The sequence below is a fragment of the Teichococcus aestuarii genome (genome assembly GCF_042651065.1).
Classification (GTDB): Bacteria; Pseudomonadota; Alphaproteobacteria; order Acetobacterales; family Acetobacteraceae; genus Pseudoroseomonas; species Pseudoroseomonas aestuarii.
Window position 1 is genome coordinate 148984 of sequence record NZ_JBHSCH010000001.1, and the last position, 16085, is coordinate 165068.

At 74.2% G+C, this 16085-nt stretch carries 13 protein-coding genes; 5 read left to right on the forward strand and 8 right to left on the reverse strand.

Features of this window, described 5'->3' with window-relative positions; all coding sequences use genetic code 11:
- Nucleotides 1-15: 15 nt before the first annotated feature.
- Nucleotides 16-480, forward strand: a complete 465-nt coding sequence (locus tag ACFOY6_RS00675) for a GlcG/HbpS family heme-binding protein (RefSeq protein WP_109515390.1) — start codon at nucleotides 16-18, stop codon at nucleotides 478-480.
- A gap of 60 nt (nucleotides 481-540) precedes the next feature.
- On the opposite strand, the gene ACFOY6_RS00680 is transcribed toward ACFOY6_RS00675, so the two are convergent.
- Together ACFOY6_RS00680 and ACFOY6_RS00685 are read right to left on the reverse strand one after the other, a co-directional pair.
- Nucleotides 541-1512 (reverse strand): tripartite tricarboxylate transporter substrate binding protein, encoded by a 972-nt coding sequence (locus tag ACFOY6_RS00680; protein ID WP_379648324.1) that lies wholly within the window; start codon nucleotides 1510-1512, stop codon nucleotides 541-543.
- Nucleotides 1513-1535: 23 nt separating this feature from the next.
- Nucleotides 1536-1871, reverse strand: a complete 336-nt coding sequence (locus ACFOY6_RS00685) for an NIPSNAP family protein (protein WP_109515392.1) — start codon at nucleotides 1869-1871, stop codon at nucleotides 1536-1538.
- Between the two features lie 176 nt (nucleotides 1872-2047).
- On the opposite strand from ACFOY6_RS00685, the gene ACFOY6_RS00690 reads away from it, so the two are divergent.
- Nucleotides 2048-3148, forward strand: a complete 1101-nt coding sequence (locus ACFOY6_RS00690) for a Gfo/Idh/MocA family protein (protein WP_379634403.1) — start codon at nucleotides 2048-2050, stop codon at nucleotides 3146-3148.
- 15 nt (nucleotides 3149-3163) lie between these two features.
- Here the strand turns inward: ACFOY6_RS00690 and ACFOY6_RS00695 are convergent, their stop codons facing one another.
- Entirely contained in the window at nucleotides 3164-4435 is a 1272-nt protein-coding gene (locus ACFOY6_RS00695) for an MFS transporter (RefSeq protein ID WP_379648326.1), read from the reverse strand.
- A gap of 118 nt (nucleotides 4436-4553) precedes the next feature.
- On the opposite strand from ACFOY6_RS00695, the gene ACFOY6_RS00700 reads away from it, so the two are divergent.
- Nucleotides 4554-5132 (forward strand): YqaA family protein, encoded by a 579-nt coding sequence (locus tag ACFOY6_RS00700; protein ID WP_379648328.1) that lies wholly within the window; start codon nucleotides 4554-4556, stop codon nucleotides 5130-5132.
- A 62-nt stretch (nucleotides 5133-5194) separates the two neighbouring features.
- On the opposite strand, the gene ACFOY6_RS00705 is transcribed toward ACFOY6_RS00700, so the two are convergent.
- Together ACFOY6_RS00705 and ACFOY6_RS00710 are read right to left on the reverse strand one after the other, a co-directional pair.
- Entirely contained in the window at nucleotides 5195-5662 is a 468-nt protein-coding gene (locus tag ACFOY6_RS00705; protein ID WP_379634399.1) for a peroxiredoxin, read from the reverse strand.
- Nucleotides 5659-8661: a bifunctional [glutamine synthetase] adenylyltransferase/[glutamine synthetase]-adenylyl-L-tyrosine phosphorylase gene (locus tag ACFOY6_RS00710; protein WP_379648330.1), complete on the reverse strand. Its 3003-nt coding sequence runs from the start codon at nucleotides 8659-8661 to the stop codon at nucleotides 5659-5661. The genes ACFOY6_RS00705 and ACFOY6_RS00710 overlap by 4 nt, the downstream gene beginning before the upstream one ends.
- A 17-nt stretch (nucleotides 8662-8678) precedes the next feature.
- Between ACFOY6_RS00710 and ACFOY6_RS00715 the strand changes: the two genes are divergently transcribed.
- Nucleotides 8679-11906, forward strand: coding sequence for a YhdP family protein (locus tag ACFOY6_RS00715; RefSeq protein WP_379648332.1), 3228 nt, complete (start codon nucleotides 8679-8681; stop codon nucleotides 11904-11906).
- A gap of 34 nt (nucleotides 11907-11940) precedes the next feature.
- On the opposite strand, the gene tyrS is transcribed toward ACFOY6_RS00715, so the two are convergent.
- Complete coding sequence (gene tyrS, locus ACFOY6_RS00720; RefSeq protein WP_456316922.1) at nucleotides 11941-13167, reverse strand: tyrosine--tRNA ligase; 1227 nt, start codon at nucleotides 13165-13167, stop codon at nucleotides 11941-11943.
- A 97-nt stretch (nucleotides 13168-13264) separates the two neighbouring features.
- On the opposite strand from tyrS, the gene ACFOY6_RS00725 reads away from it, so the two are divergent.
- Nucleotides 13265-14347, forward strand: coding sequence for an anhydro-N-acetylmuramic acid kinase (locus ACFOY6_RS00725; RefSeq protein ID WP_109515485.1), 1083 nt, complete (start codon nucleotides 13265-13267; stop codon nucleotides 14345-14347).
- A 31-nt stretch (nucleotides 14348-14378) separates the two neighbouring features.
- Here ACFOY6_RS00725 and ACFOY6_RS00730 read toward each other — a convergent pair whose 3' ends face one another.
- Both ACFOY6_RS00730 and ACFOY6_RS00735 read right to left on the reverse strand, forming a co-directional pair.
- A complete protein-coding gene (locus ACFOY6_RS00730) occupies nucleotides 14379-15470 on the reverse strand; it encodes a cysteine desulfurase family protein (RefSeq protein WP_379648336.1) in 1092 nt (363 codons plus the stop codon).
- Nucleotides 15467-15946 (reverse strand): Rrf2 family transcriptional regulator, encoded by a 480-nt coding sequence (locus ACFOY6_RS00735; protein ID WP_379648338.1) that lies wholly within the window; start codon nucleotides 15944-15946, stop codon nucleotides 15467-15469. Before ACFOY6_RS00735 ends, ACFOY6_RS00730 begins: the two co-directional genes overlap by 4 nt.
- Between the last annotated feature and the right edge of the window lie 139 nt (nucleotides 15947-16085).

Here is a 16085-nt window from a genome sequence, read left to right on the forward strand (position 1 = left end):
CATACGGGAGAAAACATGCCCAACCCCCCCATCGGCTTCGCCCCCGGCATCAGCCTTTCCGTCGCTTCCCGCATCGGCGAGGCGGCGCTGGCCAAGGGGCGTGAGCTGAACCTCGCGCCGCTGACCGTGGTGGTGCTGGACCAGGCGGCGCAGCCGAAGCTGCTGCTGCGCGAGGACGGCGCCAGCCTGCTGCGGCCCGAGATCGCCACCGGCAAGGCTTTCGGCGCCATGGCGCTGGGCTTTGGCGGCCGCGAGCTGGCGCGCCGCTCGGCCAAGATGCCGGGCTTCATGAACGCCTTCTCCGACCTGTGCGGCGGCCGCGCCGTGCCGGTGCCGGGCGGCGTGCTGGTGCGTGACGCGCAGGGCACCGTGCTCGGCGCCGTTGGCATCTCCGGCGATGCCTCGGACAAGGACGAGGTCTGCGCCGTGGCCGGCATCGAGGCGGTGGGCCTGGTGGCCGACACCGGCGACCCGGAATGATGAACTGACAGAAAAAAGATGGGGGTCCGGGGGAATTCCTTCCCCCGGCCTTTCTGCCTTTCAGTCCTTCCCCAGCCCCAGTTCGCGCAGCAGCTTCCTGTTGGTTTCGCTCTCCGCCTGGAAGCGCTTGTGGAAGGCGCGCCCGGTGAGGAAGGTGGGCACGGCGTTCAGCCGCTCCGCCGCCAGCCGGAAGGGTTCGCTGGTCACCGCCAGGCGGCAGGCTTCCTCGATGGCGTTGGCCGCCTCGTCCGGGATGTCGGCCGGCGCCACCAGCCCGCCGGCCGAGGTGCCCGCCACCGGCAGCCCCATCTCCTCCGTGGTCGGCACGGCCGGCAGGCCGGGCAGGCGCCGGCTGCCGAAAACCGCCAGCACCGGCAGCCCCGTGGCCGCGGGAATCGAGGGGCTTTCCACGAACACCATGATCTGCCCGCCGAGCGCCCCCTGGGCCATCGGGCCGGCGCCGGTATAGGGCACGTGCAGCCCGTCGGCCCCGGCCATGCGGAGGAGCGCGGCCAGCAGGATGTGCTGGGTGCTGCCCTGGCCGGGCGAGCCGAAGACCAGCGCCTCCGGCGCGCTGCGCGCCAGCGCCACCATGCCTTTCAGGTCGCGGAAGGGCATGTCGCGGCTTCCCACCAGCACCTGCGGGTTGTCATAGACCATGCAGAGGTAGCGGAAGCTGTCCACGCTGTAGGACAGGGATTGCAGGTGTGGCTGCGCCGTCAGCGGGTTGTTGGGCGACATGCCGATGGTGTAGCCATCCGGCCGGGCGCGGGCGACCTCGGCGTCGCCGATGGTGCCGGCCGCGCCGCCGCGGTTGACCACCACCACCGGCTGGCCGAGCGCGCGTGCCAGCTCCTGCTGCAGCGCGCGGGCCATCAGGTCGGTGTTGCCGCCGGGCGGGTAGGGCACGACCATCTGCAACGGCCGGCTGGGGAAGCGCTCCTGCGCCCGGGCCGGGAGATGGGTGGCCGCCAGCAGGGCGCCGGCGGCCAGGGCCAGCGCGAGGGCGCCGCGGCGTCGTGTTCTGCGCATGGCGCGGCCGTGCTCGGGCCGGCTCAGCCGCCGACGCGGGCGGGCTGGGGGAAGAACTCGGCGGGGCGCATCAGCGAATTGAGCTGGCTGACCAGGTAGCCGGCCTCGGCGCTGCGGCGCATGAACTCGATCCATTCCGGGTCCGCCTGCATGGCGGCGCGGCGGCGCTCGCGGTCGGCGGCGTTCTCATAGGCCCAGATATGCACGTAGCAGTTCACGTCGCCGGTCTCGGTGACGAGGTAGGCCACCGGCATGCCCAGGTGCCGCGTCTGCGCCGCCAGCCCGTATTCCTGGTACAGCGCCAGCTGCTTGCGGATGGTTCCCGGGCGGCAGACGTAAGTGCGGTGGTCGAGCAGCATGGTTCGTTTTCCTCCGTTGCCGGAGCAGCATGATCCGGGCGCCGGCCCAGAGCAACCCATGTGGCAACCCATGTGGCAGCCCATGTGGCAACCCGGGGTGGGCCGGGGTGTTGCCCCATGGGCGCCGGCACGGCGGCGGCCTGGCATTCATCGGCACGGACAGGGCGGGGTTAGTGATGGCGGAAGGCAAGGTGCGTTACGCGGTGGTGGGCGGCGGCTGGATCTCGCAGGCGGCCTTCATGCCGGCGGTGGCGCGGACGCGGAATTCCACCCTCGCCGCCATCGTCACCGGCGATGCCGAGAAGCGCGCGGCGCTCGGCGCCCGCTACGGCATCCCCGCCTATGACTATGGCGATTACGACCGGCTGCTGGCGTCCGGCGACATCGACGCGGTCTATCTCGCCACCCCCAACTGGCTGCACCGGGAGGGCACGGAGAAGGCGCTGGCCGCCGGCATCCATGTGCTTCTGGAGAAGCCGGCGGCGGCCAGCCTGGAGGATGCGGAGGCGATCCGCGATGCCGCCGCCCGTGCCCGCGCGAAGCTGATGGTGGCCTACCGGCTGCATTTCGAGCCCGCCACCCTGGCGGCGCTGGAGGTGGTGCGCAGCGGCCGGCTGGGGCAGGCGCGCCTGTTCTCCTCCGCCTTCGCGCAGATCGTGGCGCCCGGCAACCACCGCAGCAAGCACGGCTACTGGGCCGGCCCCGTGGTGGATATGGGCCCGTACCCGATCAACATGGCGCGGCACGTCTTCGGCGAGGAGCCGGTGGAGATCGCTGCCATCGGCACGCGAGACCCGGCGCTGGAGATGAATTTCGACGACACCGTCTCGGTGTCGATGCGCTTCCCCGGTGGCGGGCTGGCGCAGTTCTCGGTCAGCTATGCCGGGCGGCCGGTGGACCAGTACCGCATCCTCGGCAGCGCGGGCGATCTGGCGGTGGAGCCCGGATTCACCTTCGGCACAGGGCTGCGGCACCGGCTTTCCCTGCCGGGCGGCGTGCAGGAGGAAGGCTTCGCCGCGACCGACCAGTTCGCCGGAGAGCTGGAATATTTCTCGGATTGCGTGCTGCGCGGGCTGGACCCGGAGCCGGATGGCGAGGAAGGCTGGTGCGACATGCGCATCCTCGATGCCATCGAGCGCGCCCTGGCGCAGGGCGGGCGGGTGGCGCTGCCGCCCTTCCAGCGGCGCGCCCGGCCAGTGGCCAGCCAGCGGCGGGAGATCCCGCTGGACGCACCGCCGCCGCCCCTCGTCAACGCGCACGCCCCCGGCGAGGGATGAGCGGCGCGGCGCGGCTCAGGCCGGCACCGCCGCCGGCCGTGCCGCGTCGCGGATCGGCAGGTGCACCAGCGCGGCGAACACGCCGGCCAGGATGCTGATGATCCACATCAGGTCGTAGCTGCCGGTGCGGTCGAAGATCAGCCCGCCCAGCCAGGCGCCGGTGAAGCCGCCGATCTGGTGGCCAAGGAACACCAGGCCGAACACGGTGGCGAGCCAGCGCATGCCGAAGTTGCGGGCGCAGAGCGCCACGGTGGGCGGCACGGTGGAGAGCCACAGGATGCCCATGACGGCCGAGAAGGCCAGCACCGTGCCGGTGGTCTTGGGCGCCAGGAAGAAGATGGTCATCAGCACGGCGCGGCTGGCGTAGATCGCCACCAGCAGCTCCCGCCGCCGCCATTTCTGCGTCAGCTCCCCCGAGATCAGTGAGCCCGCCACGTTGAACAGCCCGATCAGGCTGATGGCGCCGGCGCCGACATAGCTGGGCAGGTGGCAGCTCGCCACGAAGCCCGGCAGGTGCACCGCCAGGAAGCTGACATGCAGCCCGCAGACGAAGAAGCCGAAGAACAGGCACCAGAAGGAGGTGCTGCGGAAGGCGCGGCGCAGGGTCTGGCCCGCCGTCTCCTCGGCCGCCGCGGCGGCGCGGCCCGCGGCGGTGGTGGGCGGGGGCGCGGGGCGGTCGTTCAGCGGCAGGGCCAGCGGCACCATCAGCAGCGCCGCGCCCGCCATGACCAGCAGCGCGCCCTGCCAGCCGAAGCCGGCGATGCCGAAGCCCGCCAGCGGCACCACCAGGAACTGCCCGAAGGAGGAGCCGGCGGTGCCGAGCCCGGTGGCACGGCCGCGCTGCGATTCCGGCAGCAGCCGCGTCATGCTGGCCATGATCACCGGCATTCCGGCGGCCGAGACCGCGACCCCCATGACCAGCCCGGCGAAGAAGGTGAAGAGCGGCAGCCCGTCGGACAGCGCCATACCCAGGATGCCCAGCATGTAGAGCACCGCGCCGCCGATGATGACGTTGCGGCCGCCGATCCGGTCCGCCAACTGCCCGCAGAGCGGCTGGGAGATGCCGTTGACCAGCACCTGCAGCGCGATGGCGAAGGCGAAGCCGCTGGCGGTCCAGCCATTGGCGGCGGTCATCGGCGCCAGGAACAGGCCGAAGGATTGCCGAAGCCCCATGGCCAGGGCGGCGGCGCCCACGCCGCAGAGCACCAGGATCATCATGGGGGAGAGGCGGCGCCCGGGTAGGGCGCCGGGGCCGGCCCCCTGGGCTGCGTTGGGTTCGGGCGGCATGGTGCTTCCTCGCGGGCGTCGTTGCGCGAGGATGTCGCCCTCCGCGCGGGGCGGCAAGCCCGCCGCCGGCATGGCTGGGCGGGTTGCCCCGGCGCTGGCGGCATGGGAGAGGCAGGCGATGCTGCGCACCCTGTACGACCGCATCCTCGCCCTCGCCGGCCACCGCCACGCGGAGCGCTGGCTGGCCGCCGTCTCCTTCACCGAGAGCAGCGTGTTCCCGGTGCCGCCGGATGCGCTGCTGCTGCCCATGTGCCTGTCCCGGCCGGAGCGCGCCTGGCGCTACGCGGCCATCTGCACCGTGGCCTCGGTGCTGGGCGGCCTGGCCGGCTACCTGCTGGGCTTCTTCCTCTACGAGACGCTGGCCGAGCCGCTGCTGCGCGCCTACGGCCAGGAGGGGGCGCTGGCGAATTTCGAGGCATGGTTCAGGGAATGGGGCGTGGTGGCGGTGCTGGTGATGGGGCTGACCCCCATCCCCTACAAGGCGGTGACTATCGCCGCCGGGGCCGCCGCCTTCAGCCCCGCTGCCTTCATCCTGGCCAGCCTGGTGGCGCGCGGGCTGCGCTTCTTCCTGCTGGCCGGGCTGCTGCGCCGCTACGGCGCGCCGATGCGCGACTTCGTCGAGCGCCGGCTGGCGCTGCTGACCACGCTTGCGGCGGGGTTGCTGGCCGGCGGCGTGCTGGTGCTGCGCGGGGTCTGAGCCGGCGGCGGGGCGGCCGGCGGAGAACCGGCCAGGCCCCGCGCCCAGCCGCGCCTCGTATGTCAGCCCAGCGCCTTCGCCGCCTCCATCACCGCCTTGGCATGGCCCGGCACCTTCACCTTGCGCCAGACCTTCGCCACGCGGCCGTCGCGGCCGATCAGGAAGGTGCTGCGCTCCATGCCCATGTAGGTGCGGCCATACATGGATTTCTCGACCCAGGTGCCATAGGCCTGCGCCACCGTCTTCTCCGCGTCCGAGGCGAGGGGGAAGGCGAGGCCGTACTTCTCGGCGAATTTCTCGATCGGCTTCATCGGGTCCGGCGAGACGCCGATGACGGCGAGGCCGAGGCCCTGGAGCGCCGGCAGCGCCTCCTGGAAGTCGCAGGCCTCCTTCGTGCAGCCCGAGGTGTCGGCCTTGGGATAGAAATACAGCACGAAGGGCTGCCCCTTCATGGCGGCGAGCGAGACGCTGCGCCCGCCGCTGGCCGGCAGCTCGAACGCCGGGGCGTCCATGCCTTCCTCGATGCTCATCCAGTTCCTCCTGCGAGCTGGCCGAGGCGGCGCTCGAAAATGTCGCGCACCTGCTCGGCCTGGATGCGCATCTGCTGGCGGAAGGCCGGAAGGTCAACCGCGCCCGCATCGGCGCCCGCATCGACGCCCGCCTGGCCCAGCAGCGGCGCCGTGGCGCGCAGCAGGGCGGCGGCGGTGGGGGCGGGCAGCGCCTCCTGCCGCCAGCGGCCGAGCGTCAGCCGCAGCAGGCCGAGGGTGGTGCGCCACAGCCGGTCGGCGGCGATCAGCGTCTCCGCCTCCGCCGCCGGCAGCAGCCGGGCGCGGGCGAGGTTGGCCAGGGCCAGCCGCGTGGTGGGCGCCAGCACCTTCGGCTGGCGCGCCGCATGGGCGAGCTGCAGCGCCTGGGCGATGAACTCCACCTCCACCATGCCGCCCGGCATGGCCTTGATGTCCCACGGGCCGTCCACCGGCAGGTCGCGCAGCATGCGGGCGCGCATCGCCACCGCGTCGGCGATCGCGGTCTCGCCCGCATGGGCGATGATGGCGCCGCGCACCGCCTGCCCGATGCGCCGCCGCAGCGCCGGCGGCCCCGCCACGCAACGGGCGCGGGTGAGCGCCATGCGCTCCCAGGTCCAGGCGCTCTCGGCATGGTAGCGGGTGAAGGCGGAGAGCGAGGTGGCCACCGGCCCCTTGTTGCCCGAGGGGCGCAGCCGCATGTCCGCCTCGTAGAGCTTGCCCTCCGCGCCGGGGGCGGTGATGGCGCCGATCACCTGCTGCGCCAGCCGGCTGAAATAGACGCTGGGCGGCAGGGAACGCGGCCCGCCGCGGCTTTCCTCGGCATCCTCCGGGTGGTCGTAGATCAGCACCAGGTCGAGGTCGGAGCCCGGCAGCATCTCCTGCCCGCCCAGCTTGCCCAGCGCCACCACCGCCAGCGCGCCGCCGCGCACCTTGCCGAAGCGGGCGGCGAATTCCCGCGCGACATGCGGCAGCAGGGCGCCGATGGCGGCATCCGCCAGGGCGCTGCGCGCGGCGCCGGCGGCATCGGCGTCGAGCACGCCCTCCAGCGCCGCGGCATCGATCTCGAACTTGCCTTCGGTCACCATGCGGCGGGCGCCGTCCAGCGCCTCCTCGAAGTGGCGCGCCTGCTTCAGCAGGGCGGGCAGCACGGCGGCGGCGGCGCCGGGGTCGTCGCCGCCGCCGCCGGCCAGCAACCCGTCGAGCGAGGCGGGGTTGTTGGCGAGATGGTTGGCCAGCGCCGGCGCCGCGCCGAGAATGCCCGCCACGCGCCGCAAGAGTGCCGGGTTGCGATGGAACAGCGACAGCATCTGCACCCCGGCCGCCATGCGCGAGAGCACGGTGTCGAACCGCGCCAGCGCCGCGTCCGGCTCGCGCTGCGCGGCGAAGGCGGCGAGCAGCGTCGGCATCAGCTGGGTCAGCAGCTCGCGCGCCCGCTCGCTGCGGGTGGCGCGCAGCCGGCCGTGGTGCCAGCCGCGCACCATTCCGGCCACCTGCGCGGGCTGCGCGTAGCCCATGGCGGAGAGGGTGGCGAGGGTCTCCGGGTCGTCCTGCGCGCCGGTGAAGACGAGGCTGCCGCCGGCCCCCTCCGCGCCCGTGTCGTGGCTGAGCGCCGGCTCGCGCTCGAACATCTGTGCGTAGTGCTGCTCCACCCGGTTGAGGTGGCCGGTGAGGGTGGCGGCGAAGCTGGGCGTGTCGGCGAAGCCCATGAAGCTGGCGATGCGCGCCAGCCCCTCCTCATCCTCCGGCAGGCGCTGGGTCTGGCGGTCCGCCACCATCTGCAGCCGGTGCTCGACGTCGCGCAGGAAGACATAGGCATCGGCGAGGTCAGCCGCGGCGCGGCGTTCGATGCGCCCGGCCGCGGCCAGCGCCGCCAGCGCGCCGAGGGTGGTGGGGTCGCGCAGGCCGGGGTCGCGCCCGGCCCAGATCAGCTGCAGCACCTGGGTGGTGAACTCGATCTCGCGGATGCCGCCGCGGCCGAGCTTCACGTCGTGCCCGGCCACGCGCACCTCCGCATGCGCGCCGCGCGCGCCATGCGCCACGTGGATCTGCCGCTTGATCGAATGGATGTCGGCGATCATCGCGAAGTCGAGGTGGCGGCGCCAGACGAAGGGGCGGATCTCGCTCAGGAAGTGCTCGCCCAGCGCCCGGTCGCCGCCGACCGGCCGGGCCTTGATCATCGCCGCCCGCTCCCAGTTCTGGCCGAGCGATTCGTAGTAGGAGATGGCGGTGGCGATGTTGACGGCGAGCGGCGTGGCCGCCGGGTCCGGGCGCAGCCGCAGGTCGGTGCGGAAGACGTAGCCGCCCGCCGTGCGCTCCTCCATCAGCTTCACCAGGTCGCGGGCGATGCGGACATAGAGGCCGCCGGCACGCTCGGCGTTGCAGGCGGCGGCCATGGGGTCGTAGAGGACCATCAGGTCGATATCGGAGGAGTAGTTGAGTTCGCCGCCGCCCAGCTTGCCCATGCCCAGGATGACCAGCCCCGAGCCGCGCGCCACCCCGCGCGAATCGCGGGCCCCCGCGCGCGGCAGACGCAACTCCCCACGCCCGGCCGCCTCGCGGAGCAGATGCGCGCAGGCATAGTCGATCGCCGCCTCCGCCAGGGTGGAGAGCGCGCCCGTCACCCGGTCCAGCGGCCATTGCCCGGCCAGGTCGGCGGCGGCGATGATCAGCGCCGCCTGCCGCTTGGCTTGGCGCAGCAGCGCCGCCACGGCCGGGCGCGCCGCATCCGGGTCGGCGCGGCCGAGCGGGTCCAGCGCCAGGGCGAAGGCGTCGTCCGGCCCGCGCTCGGCATAGCGCAGCAGGGTGGCGCTCTCCCGCTCGGCCAGCTCGGCCAGATAGGGGCTGTGGCCGCCCAGCGCCGCCAGCAGGGCGGTGCCGGCCGGGGTGGCGGCATAGGCCCGCTCGGCCGCGCCGCGTTCGGCGAAGGCCTCCAGCAGCCGTTGCGCGGCCATCCGGTCGTGCGGGGCGGGCAGGGTTCGGGCGGGGAGAGTCGCGGGGCGCATGGCAGGAGAGCCAACCCATGCGCCGGCTGAGCGGTCAAGCCCTGCGTTGCTGCGGCTGGCTCGGCGGCTGGCTGGGCCGCACCCTGTTGGCGCTGCTGCTGGTCTCGGGCCTCGGCCTCGCGGCGCTGTCCTGGCGGCTGTCGCAGGGGCCGCTGCACCTGCCCGTGCTGGCCTCGGTGCTGGAGGACATGGCGCCGCGGCTGGGGCTGGAGGAGGCGCTGGAGGTGGAGGATGTCGCCATCGCCTGGTCCGGCTTCCGGCAGGCGGACCGCTCTCCGCTGGAGTTGCGGATCAGCGGCGTGCGGCTGCGCGACGCCGCGGGCGCGGTGCGGCAGGAGCTGCCGGATGCCACCGTGACCCTGGCCTTCGGCGAGCTGCTGCGCGGCACGGTGATGCCGTTGCGCATCGCCGTGCAGAAGCCGAACGTGGTGCTGGAGCGCGCCGCGGATGGCAGCGTCACCCTGGCCCTCGGCCGCACCCCGCCGCAGCCCTCGCCCGAGGCGCCGGCCACCCCCTCCGCCGAGGGCGGCGATGTGCTGCGCGGCCTGATCGGGCCGGAGGCGGAGGACACGCCACTCGGCGCGCTGCGGCGGCTGGACCTCGCCGATGGGCGCCTGACCATCCTCGACCGCCAGCTGAACCTGGTCTGGCGGCTGGAGGCGGTGAATCTGGCGCTGCGCCGCCTGCCGGGCGGCGGGGCGGAGGGCGAGGGCAGCGCCGCGCTGCGCCTGCCGGATCATGGCGCGCCGCTGCCGGTGCGCCTCGCCGGCCGGGTGGAGGGCGCCCTGGAGCGGCTGGAGGGCAGCCTGTCCCTGCCGGCGCTGGAGCCGGCCCGCATCGCCCGGCTGATGCCCGCCCTGGCGCCGCTGGCGCTGTTCGACGCGCCGGCCTCGCTCGAGATCTCCGGCCGGCTGGACGGGCGGCAGGCAGGCGCCCTGCCGCAGCTTGACCTGAAGCTGGAGGCGGGGCCGGGCGGCATCGTCCATGCCGGGCGGCGCATCGCCTTCGCCGGCCTGTCGCTGGCGGCGGAAGGCAACCCGGCGGCGCTGGAGCTGCGCCGGCTGCGCCTCGCCCTGCCGGCGGTGGCGCGGGAGAACGGCACCGCCACGCCGGCGCCGCCGGTGATCGAGGCCAGCGGCCAGGCACGGCTGGAGGGCGGGCGCTGGCGCGCCGGGCTGGACCTCTCCCTGGCCACGCTCGCCGCCGCCGATCTCGGCGCCTACTGGCCGGAAGGGGTGGTCCCCGGCGCCCGGAAGTGGGTGGTGGAGAACGTCACCGGCGGTGCCTTCCAAGGTGGCCGGTTCGCGCTTGCCGCCGAGGCGGCGGCCGATCTTTCGGGGCTGCGCGTCACCGCGCTGGACGGCACGCTGGGGCTGGAGCAGGGGGTGGTGCACTGGCTGCGCCCCATCCCGCCGCTCGAGGGGGTGGCGGCCACGGCGCGCTTCGGCCTGAAGGAGATCCGCATCGAGGCCGCCACGGCGCGGCAATCGGGCACGGCGCTGAACAGCCCGGGCGCGGTGATCCGCTTCCACGGGCTGGACGGCAGCCAGGAGCAGGCCGAGATCGAGGCGAAGCTGCGCGGCCCGGTGCCGGAGGTCGTGGCGCTGATCCGCCACCCGCGGCTGAAGCTGTTCGAGAAGCGGCCGCTCGACCTGAAGGAGCCGGGCGGCCAGATGGAGGGCACGCTGCGCCTGGCCTTCCCGCTGCTGGAGGACATTCCCTCCGAGGTGCTGCGGGTGCAGGTGCAGGCGAGGCTGACCCAGTTGCGCCTGGCCGATGTGGTGCTGGGCAAGCGGCTGGAACGCGGCACCGCCGAACTCAGCGTGACCAACGCCATGCTGAAGGCCAGCGGCAACGCGCAGCTCGACGGCATTCCCACCCAGCTCAGCGTGGAGATGGATTTCCGCCCCGGCCCCGCCACCCAGGTGGTCGAGCGCATCCGCGCCGAGGCGAGGCCGGATGCCGCCCGCATCGCCGATTTCGGGCTGGACCTGGAGGGCTTCGTGGCCGGCCCGGTCGGCGTGCAGGCGGTGATGGAGAAGCGCCGCGCCGGCGACATGCGCGTCAGCATCAATGGCGACCTGCGCGAGAGCCGCATGACGCTCACCCCCTTCGCCTGGAGCAAGCCGCCCGGCCAGCCCGCCACCGCCCAGGCCGAGCTGCGGGTGGAGGGGGAATCGCTGCGGGCGGTGGAGAGCTTCCGCGTCACCGCGCCCTCGCTCTCGGCGCGGGGGCGGGTGGGCTTCGCCGCCGCCAGCCGGCCGGAGCGGGTGGATGTGACGGAAGCCGCCATCTTCGCCGGCCGCTTCGCCGCGCAGGCCTGGCCCCCGGCGCGGCCCGGCACGCCCTGGCGCTTCCGCCTGGAGGGGCCGGTGCTGGACCTCGGCCCGGCGCTGGCCGCGCAGGACGCCGCCGGTGGCGACGCGGCCGGCGGCGACGGCCCGCCCGTGGCGGTGGAAGGCCGGTTCGACCAGGTGCGGCTGGGCGAGGGGCGCGTACTGGCCGGTGTCTCCGGCCGTGCGCTGGCCGATGCACGCGGCGTGCTGCGCGAGGCCCGCTTCACCGGCCAGACCGGCCCGGGCGGCGGCTTCGACGTGGCGGTGACGCCGGATGGCGCGGGCCGCGCCCTGCGCCTGCACGCCGAGAATGCCGGCGACCTGCTGCGCGCCTTCGACGTGCTGCGCACCGTGCAGGGCGGGCGGCTGGCGGTCACCGGCCGCTGGCCGGGCAACGCCCCGGGAGCGACGCTCGGCGGCACGGCGGAGATGGAGAATTTCTCTGTCAGCGAGGCGGAGGGGATCGGCAAGCTGCTGCAGGCACTCACCGTCTATGGCGTGTTCGACGCGGTGCGCGGCCCGGGCCTCAGCTTCTCCCGCATGGTGGCGCCGTTCCGGCTGACGCCGGAGACGCTGTTCGTGCAGGAGGCGCGCGCCTTCTCCGCCTCGCTCGGCGTCACGGCGAAGGGCAGCATCCCGCGGCATGGCGGCGCGATCGATCTGGAGGGCACCATCGTGCCCGCCTATGTCCTCAACTCGCTGCTGGGGCAGATCCCGCTGCTCGGGCGGCTGTTCAGCCCGGAGCAGGGAGGCGGGCTGTTCGCCGCCACCTGGCGGATGCGCGGGCCGGTGCAGGACCCCGCCGTCTCGGTGAACCCGCTGGCGGCGCTGACGCCGGGCTTCCTGCGCGGGCTGTTCGGTGGCGGCGCCGCGCCGGGGCAGCAGCCAGCGCCACCCGCGGAACGCTGACGCGGAACCCGGCGCGGGCCGGGTTCCGCACCGGTCAGGCGGCCGGGCGCACCAGCACGTGGCGCTTGCGGCCGGCGGAGAGCTTGGCCGCGCCGTCGCGCAGATCGGCCGCCGAAACCTCCAGCGCCTCGTCGGTGATGGCGGCGTCGTTCAGCCGCAGCCCGCCCTGGCGGATCAGCCGGCGCGCCTCGCCCTTGCTGGCGGCGAAGCCCGCCTGCACGGCGAGGTCGATTGCCGGCGCCGGCAGGGGGGCGGCGATGGAGGGCAGCGTCTCGGCCGCCTGGCCCTCCTCGAAGGCGCGGCGCGCCGTCTCGGCGGCAAGCGTGGCGGCTTCCCGCCCGTGCAGCAGGGCGGTGGCCTCGGTGGCCAGGATCTTCTTGGCCTCGTTCACATCCGAGCCGGCCAGCGCGCCGAGGCGGCGCACCTCCTCCATCGGCAGCTCGGTGAACAGCGCCAGGAAACGGCCGACATCCGCGTCCTCCGTGTTGCGCCAGAACTGCCAGTAATCGTAGGGCGCGAGGCGGTCGGGGTTCAGCCACACGGCGCCGCCGGCGGTCTTGCCCATCTTGGTGCCGGAGGCGGTGGTGAGCAGCGGCGTGGTCAGGCCGAACACCTCGGCGCCGTCGCAGCGCCGGTTCAGCTCCACCCCCATGATGATGTTGCCCCACTGGTCGGAGCCGCCCATCTGCAGCGCCACCCCGTGCCGCCGCCGCAGCTCCAGGAAGTCGTAGGACTGCAGCAGCATGTAGTTGAACTCGAGGAAGGAGAGCGGCTGCTCGCGGTCCAGCCGCAGCTTCACGCTGTCCATCGTCAGCATGCGGTTGACGCTGAAGTGGCGGCCGATGTCGCGCAGGAAGGGGATGTAGAGGAGCTGGTCCAGCCAGTCCTTGTTGTCCACCATCATCGCATCCGTCGGGCCCTCGCCGAAGGACAGGAAGGCGGCGAAGGTCTTGCGGATGCCGGCCTTGTTGACCTCGATCTGCTCGTCGGTCAGCAGCGGGCGGGCCTCGTCGCGGAAGGAGGGGTCGCCGATGCGGGTGGTGCCGCCGCCGAGCAGCGCCACCGGGCGGTGCCCGGTCTTCTGCAGCAGCCGCAGCATCATGATCGAGAGCAGGTGGCCGACATGCAGGCTGTCAGCCGTGCAGTCGAAGCCGACATAGGCGGGAAGCGGCCCCTGCTTCATGCGCGCGGCCATCGCCGCCTCGTCCGTCACCTGGTGGATGTAGCCGCGCTCGCGCGCGACATGCAGGAACTCGTCCATCGTCGCCTTTGTCCGCTTCATGTCCCAGCCCGGCCCCAAGAGTTGTTCCCCGGGGGACTTCCGCTGGCGCTGCGCCCCTAGCACAGTGCGCGCCATGCTGCGAACCATTGGTCTGATGAGTGGCACCTCGCTGGATGGCGTGGATGCCGCGTGGGTTGAAACCGACGGAGACCGGATCGGCCGGGTGGGGCCGAGCCTGACGCTGCCCTACGAGCCGGAGTTGCGGCGGGACCTGCGGAAGCTGCTGGACATGGCTGGCGACCTGCCGGCCGACGACCCCTTCCTGCTCGACTGCGAGCGGCGCGTGACGGAGCGCCACGCCGAGGCGGTGATCCGCCTCGGCCAGCCGGCCGAGCTGCTCGGCTTCCACGGCCAGACCATCCTGCATCGCCCGGCGGCGGGCCGGCCGGGCGAGGGCCGCACCTGGCAGATTGGCGATGCCGCGCTGCTGGCGCGCGCCACCGGCCTCCGCGTCGCGCATGATTTCCGCAGCGCCGACGTGGCGGCGGGCGGGCAGGGGGCGCCGCTGGTGCCGATCGTCCATGCCGTGATGGCGGCGGACCTGCCGAAGCCGCTGGCCATCCTGAATTTGGGCGGTGTCGGCAACGTCACCTGGATCGGCGCCGACCACCGATTGGTGGCCTTCGACACCGGCCCCGCCAACGGCCCGCTGGACGACTGGGCGCGCCGAGCCACCGGCGCCGACTATGACAAGGACGGCCGGCTGGCGCTCGCCGGGCAGCCGGATGGCGCGGTGCTGGGGCGGCTGCTGGCGCATCCCTACCTCGCCGCGCCGCCGCCCAAATCGCTGGACCGGCTGGATTTCGACCGCGCGCTGCGCGAGGCGGGCGCGGCCGAGCTCTCCCCGGCCGATGGCGCGGCGACGCTGGTGGCGTTCTGCGCCTGCGCCGTGGCGGCGGCGGGCCGGCACTTCCCCGAGCCGCCGCGGCAATGGCTGGTGGCCGGCGGCGGCCGGCGCAACCCGGCGCTGATGCGCGCCCTGGCCAGCGCCCTGGCCGAGCCGGTGCGCCCGGTGGAGGTGGCCGGCTGGGATGGCGACGCGCTGGAAGCCCAGGCCTTCGGCGTGCTGGCAGCGCGGGTGGCGAAGGGCCTGCCGCTGACCTATCCCGGCACCACCGGCACGCCGGAGCCGCTGACGGGGGGGCGCCTGACCGCCTGACTCCGTGCCGCCCCCTCCGGGGCCGCGCGGCTCAGGCGCCGCGCGGCCGCAGCCGGGCGCGCATCGCCGCGTGCGCGGCGAGGAAGCGGGTGGCGGCGTCTGGTGCCGCGTTCCAGGGCAGCGAGACGCGGATGGCGCAGGCCGCGTCGGCCTCCAGCCCCATGGCGCGCAGCACCGGGCTCGGCCCCACCTTGCCCGAGGAGCAGGCGGCGCCGGAGGAAACCCGCACCCCGGCGAGATCCAGCGCGATCACCTGCGTCTCGGCGGGCACGCCGGGCAGCACCAGGCAGGCGGTGTTGGGCAGGCGCGGCGCCGCGCCGCCCGCCACCGGCAGGCCGGCGCCGGCCTCGATGGCGTCCCGCAGCGCGGCGAGGCGCCCGGCCTCCTCCGGCTCCAGCTGCGCCGCGGCGGCGGCGAAGCCGGCGAGGGCGGGCAGTGCCTCGGTGCCGCCACGCCGGCCGCGCTCCTGCCCGCCGCCCGGCAGCAGCGCCGGAATGTCCAGCCCCGGCCGCAGCAGCAGCGCGCCGGCCCCCTTCGGCCCGCCCAGCTTGTGGGCGGAGAGGGCGAGCGAATCAGCGCCCAGCCCTTCCAGCGTCACCGGCAGGCGGCCGGCGGCCTGCACCGCGTCCACATGCAGCAGCGCGCCATGGGCGCGGCACAGCGCCGCGGCCTCGGCCAGCGGGTGCAGCACGCCGGTCTCGTTGTTGGCGGCCATCAGGCAGACCAGGGCGGGGCCGCCCGTGGCCAGGGCGGCCTCCAGCGCGGCGAGGTCCAGCGTGCCGTCCGGCCGCACGGGCAGGGTCTCCACCGCCGGCCCGGCGCGCAGGATGGCCGGGTGCTCGGTGGCGCCGGCCAGGATGCGCCGGCCGGCGCCCAGCCCGTGCAGCGCCAGGGCATTGGCCTCGGTCGCGCCGGCGGTGAAGACGAGGTCCCGCGGCCGGCCGCCGAAGCGGGCGGCGATGGTGGCGCGCGCCTGTTCCAGCAGCTGCCGCGCCGCGCGGCCCTCGGCATGGATGGAGGAGGGGTTGCCGGTCAGCTCCAGCGCCGCCAGCACGGCCTGCCGCGCCTCGGGGCGCAGCGGCTCCGTGGCGTTGGCATCCAGGTAGAGGGAGGGCGCGCTCATGCCGGCTTCGAGGGGGCTTCCTGGGCCGGTGGGATGGCGCGGCCGCAGACCCGGCCCTCCACCACGTCCAGCAGGGTGGTGTGCTGGAGGAAGAGGCGGATCTGCTCCCCCAGCTCGTGCCACAGATCGTGCGTCAGGCAGCGCTTGCCGGCGAGGCAGCCGGGCGAGCCTTCCTCGCAGCGCGTGGCGACGATCGGCTCGTCCACGGCGTCGATGATGGTGCCGATGGCGATGCTCTCCGGCGCCAGGGCCAGGCGGTAGCCGCCCCCCGGCCCGCGGGCCGAGGCGACCAGCCCGGCGCGCCGGAGCCGCGCGAAGAGCTGCTCCAGATAGGCGACCGAGAGGCATTGCGCCTGGGCTATCTCGGACAGGCTGACGGGCCGCTCCCGGGCCGAAATGACATCTGCGCCTGCCGCATGGCTGTCATCCACCGGGGGCTGGCCTCGCGCGCGCGCGGCCAGCTCGACCATTGCCATGACAGCGTATCGTCCACGTGTAGACAGGCGCATCAATCGGTTCTTCCTGTCTGAACCGGATCGGGCCGCTCAGGGGCGGCTAGCAAGAAAGCCACACCGGGCTGATGCCCATGACATGAATTCCGTTATGAAAGCGACG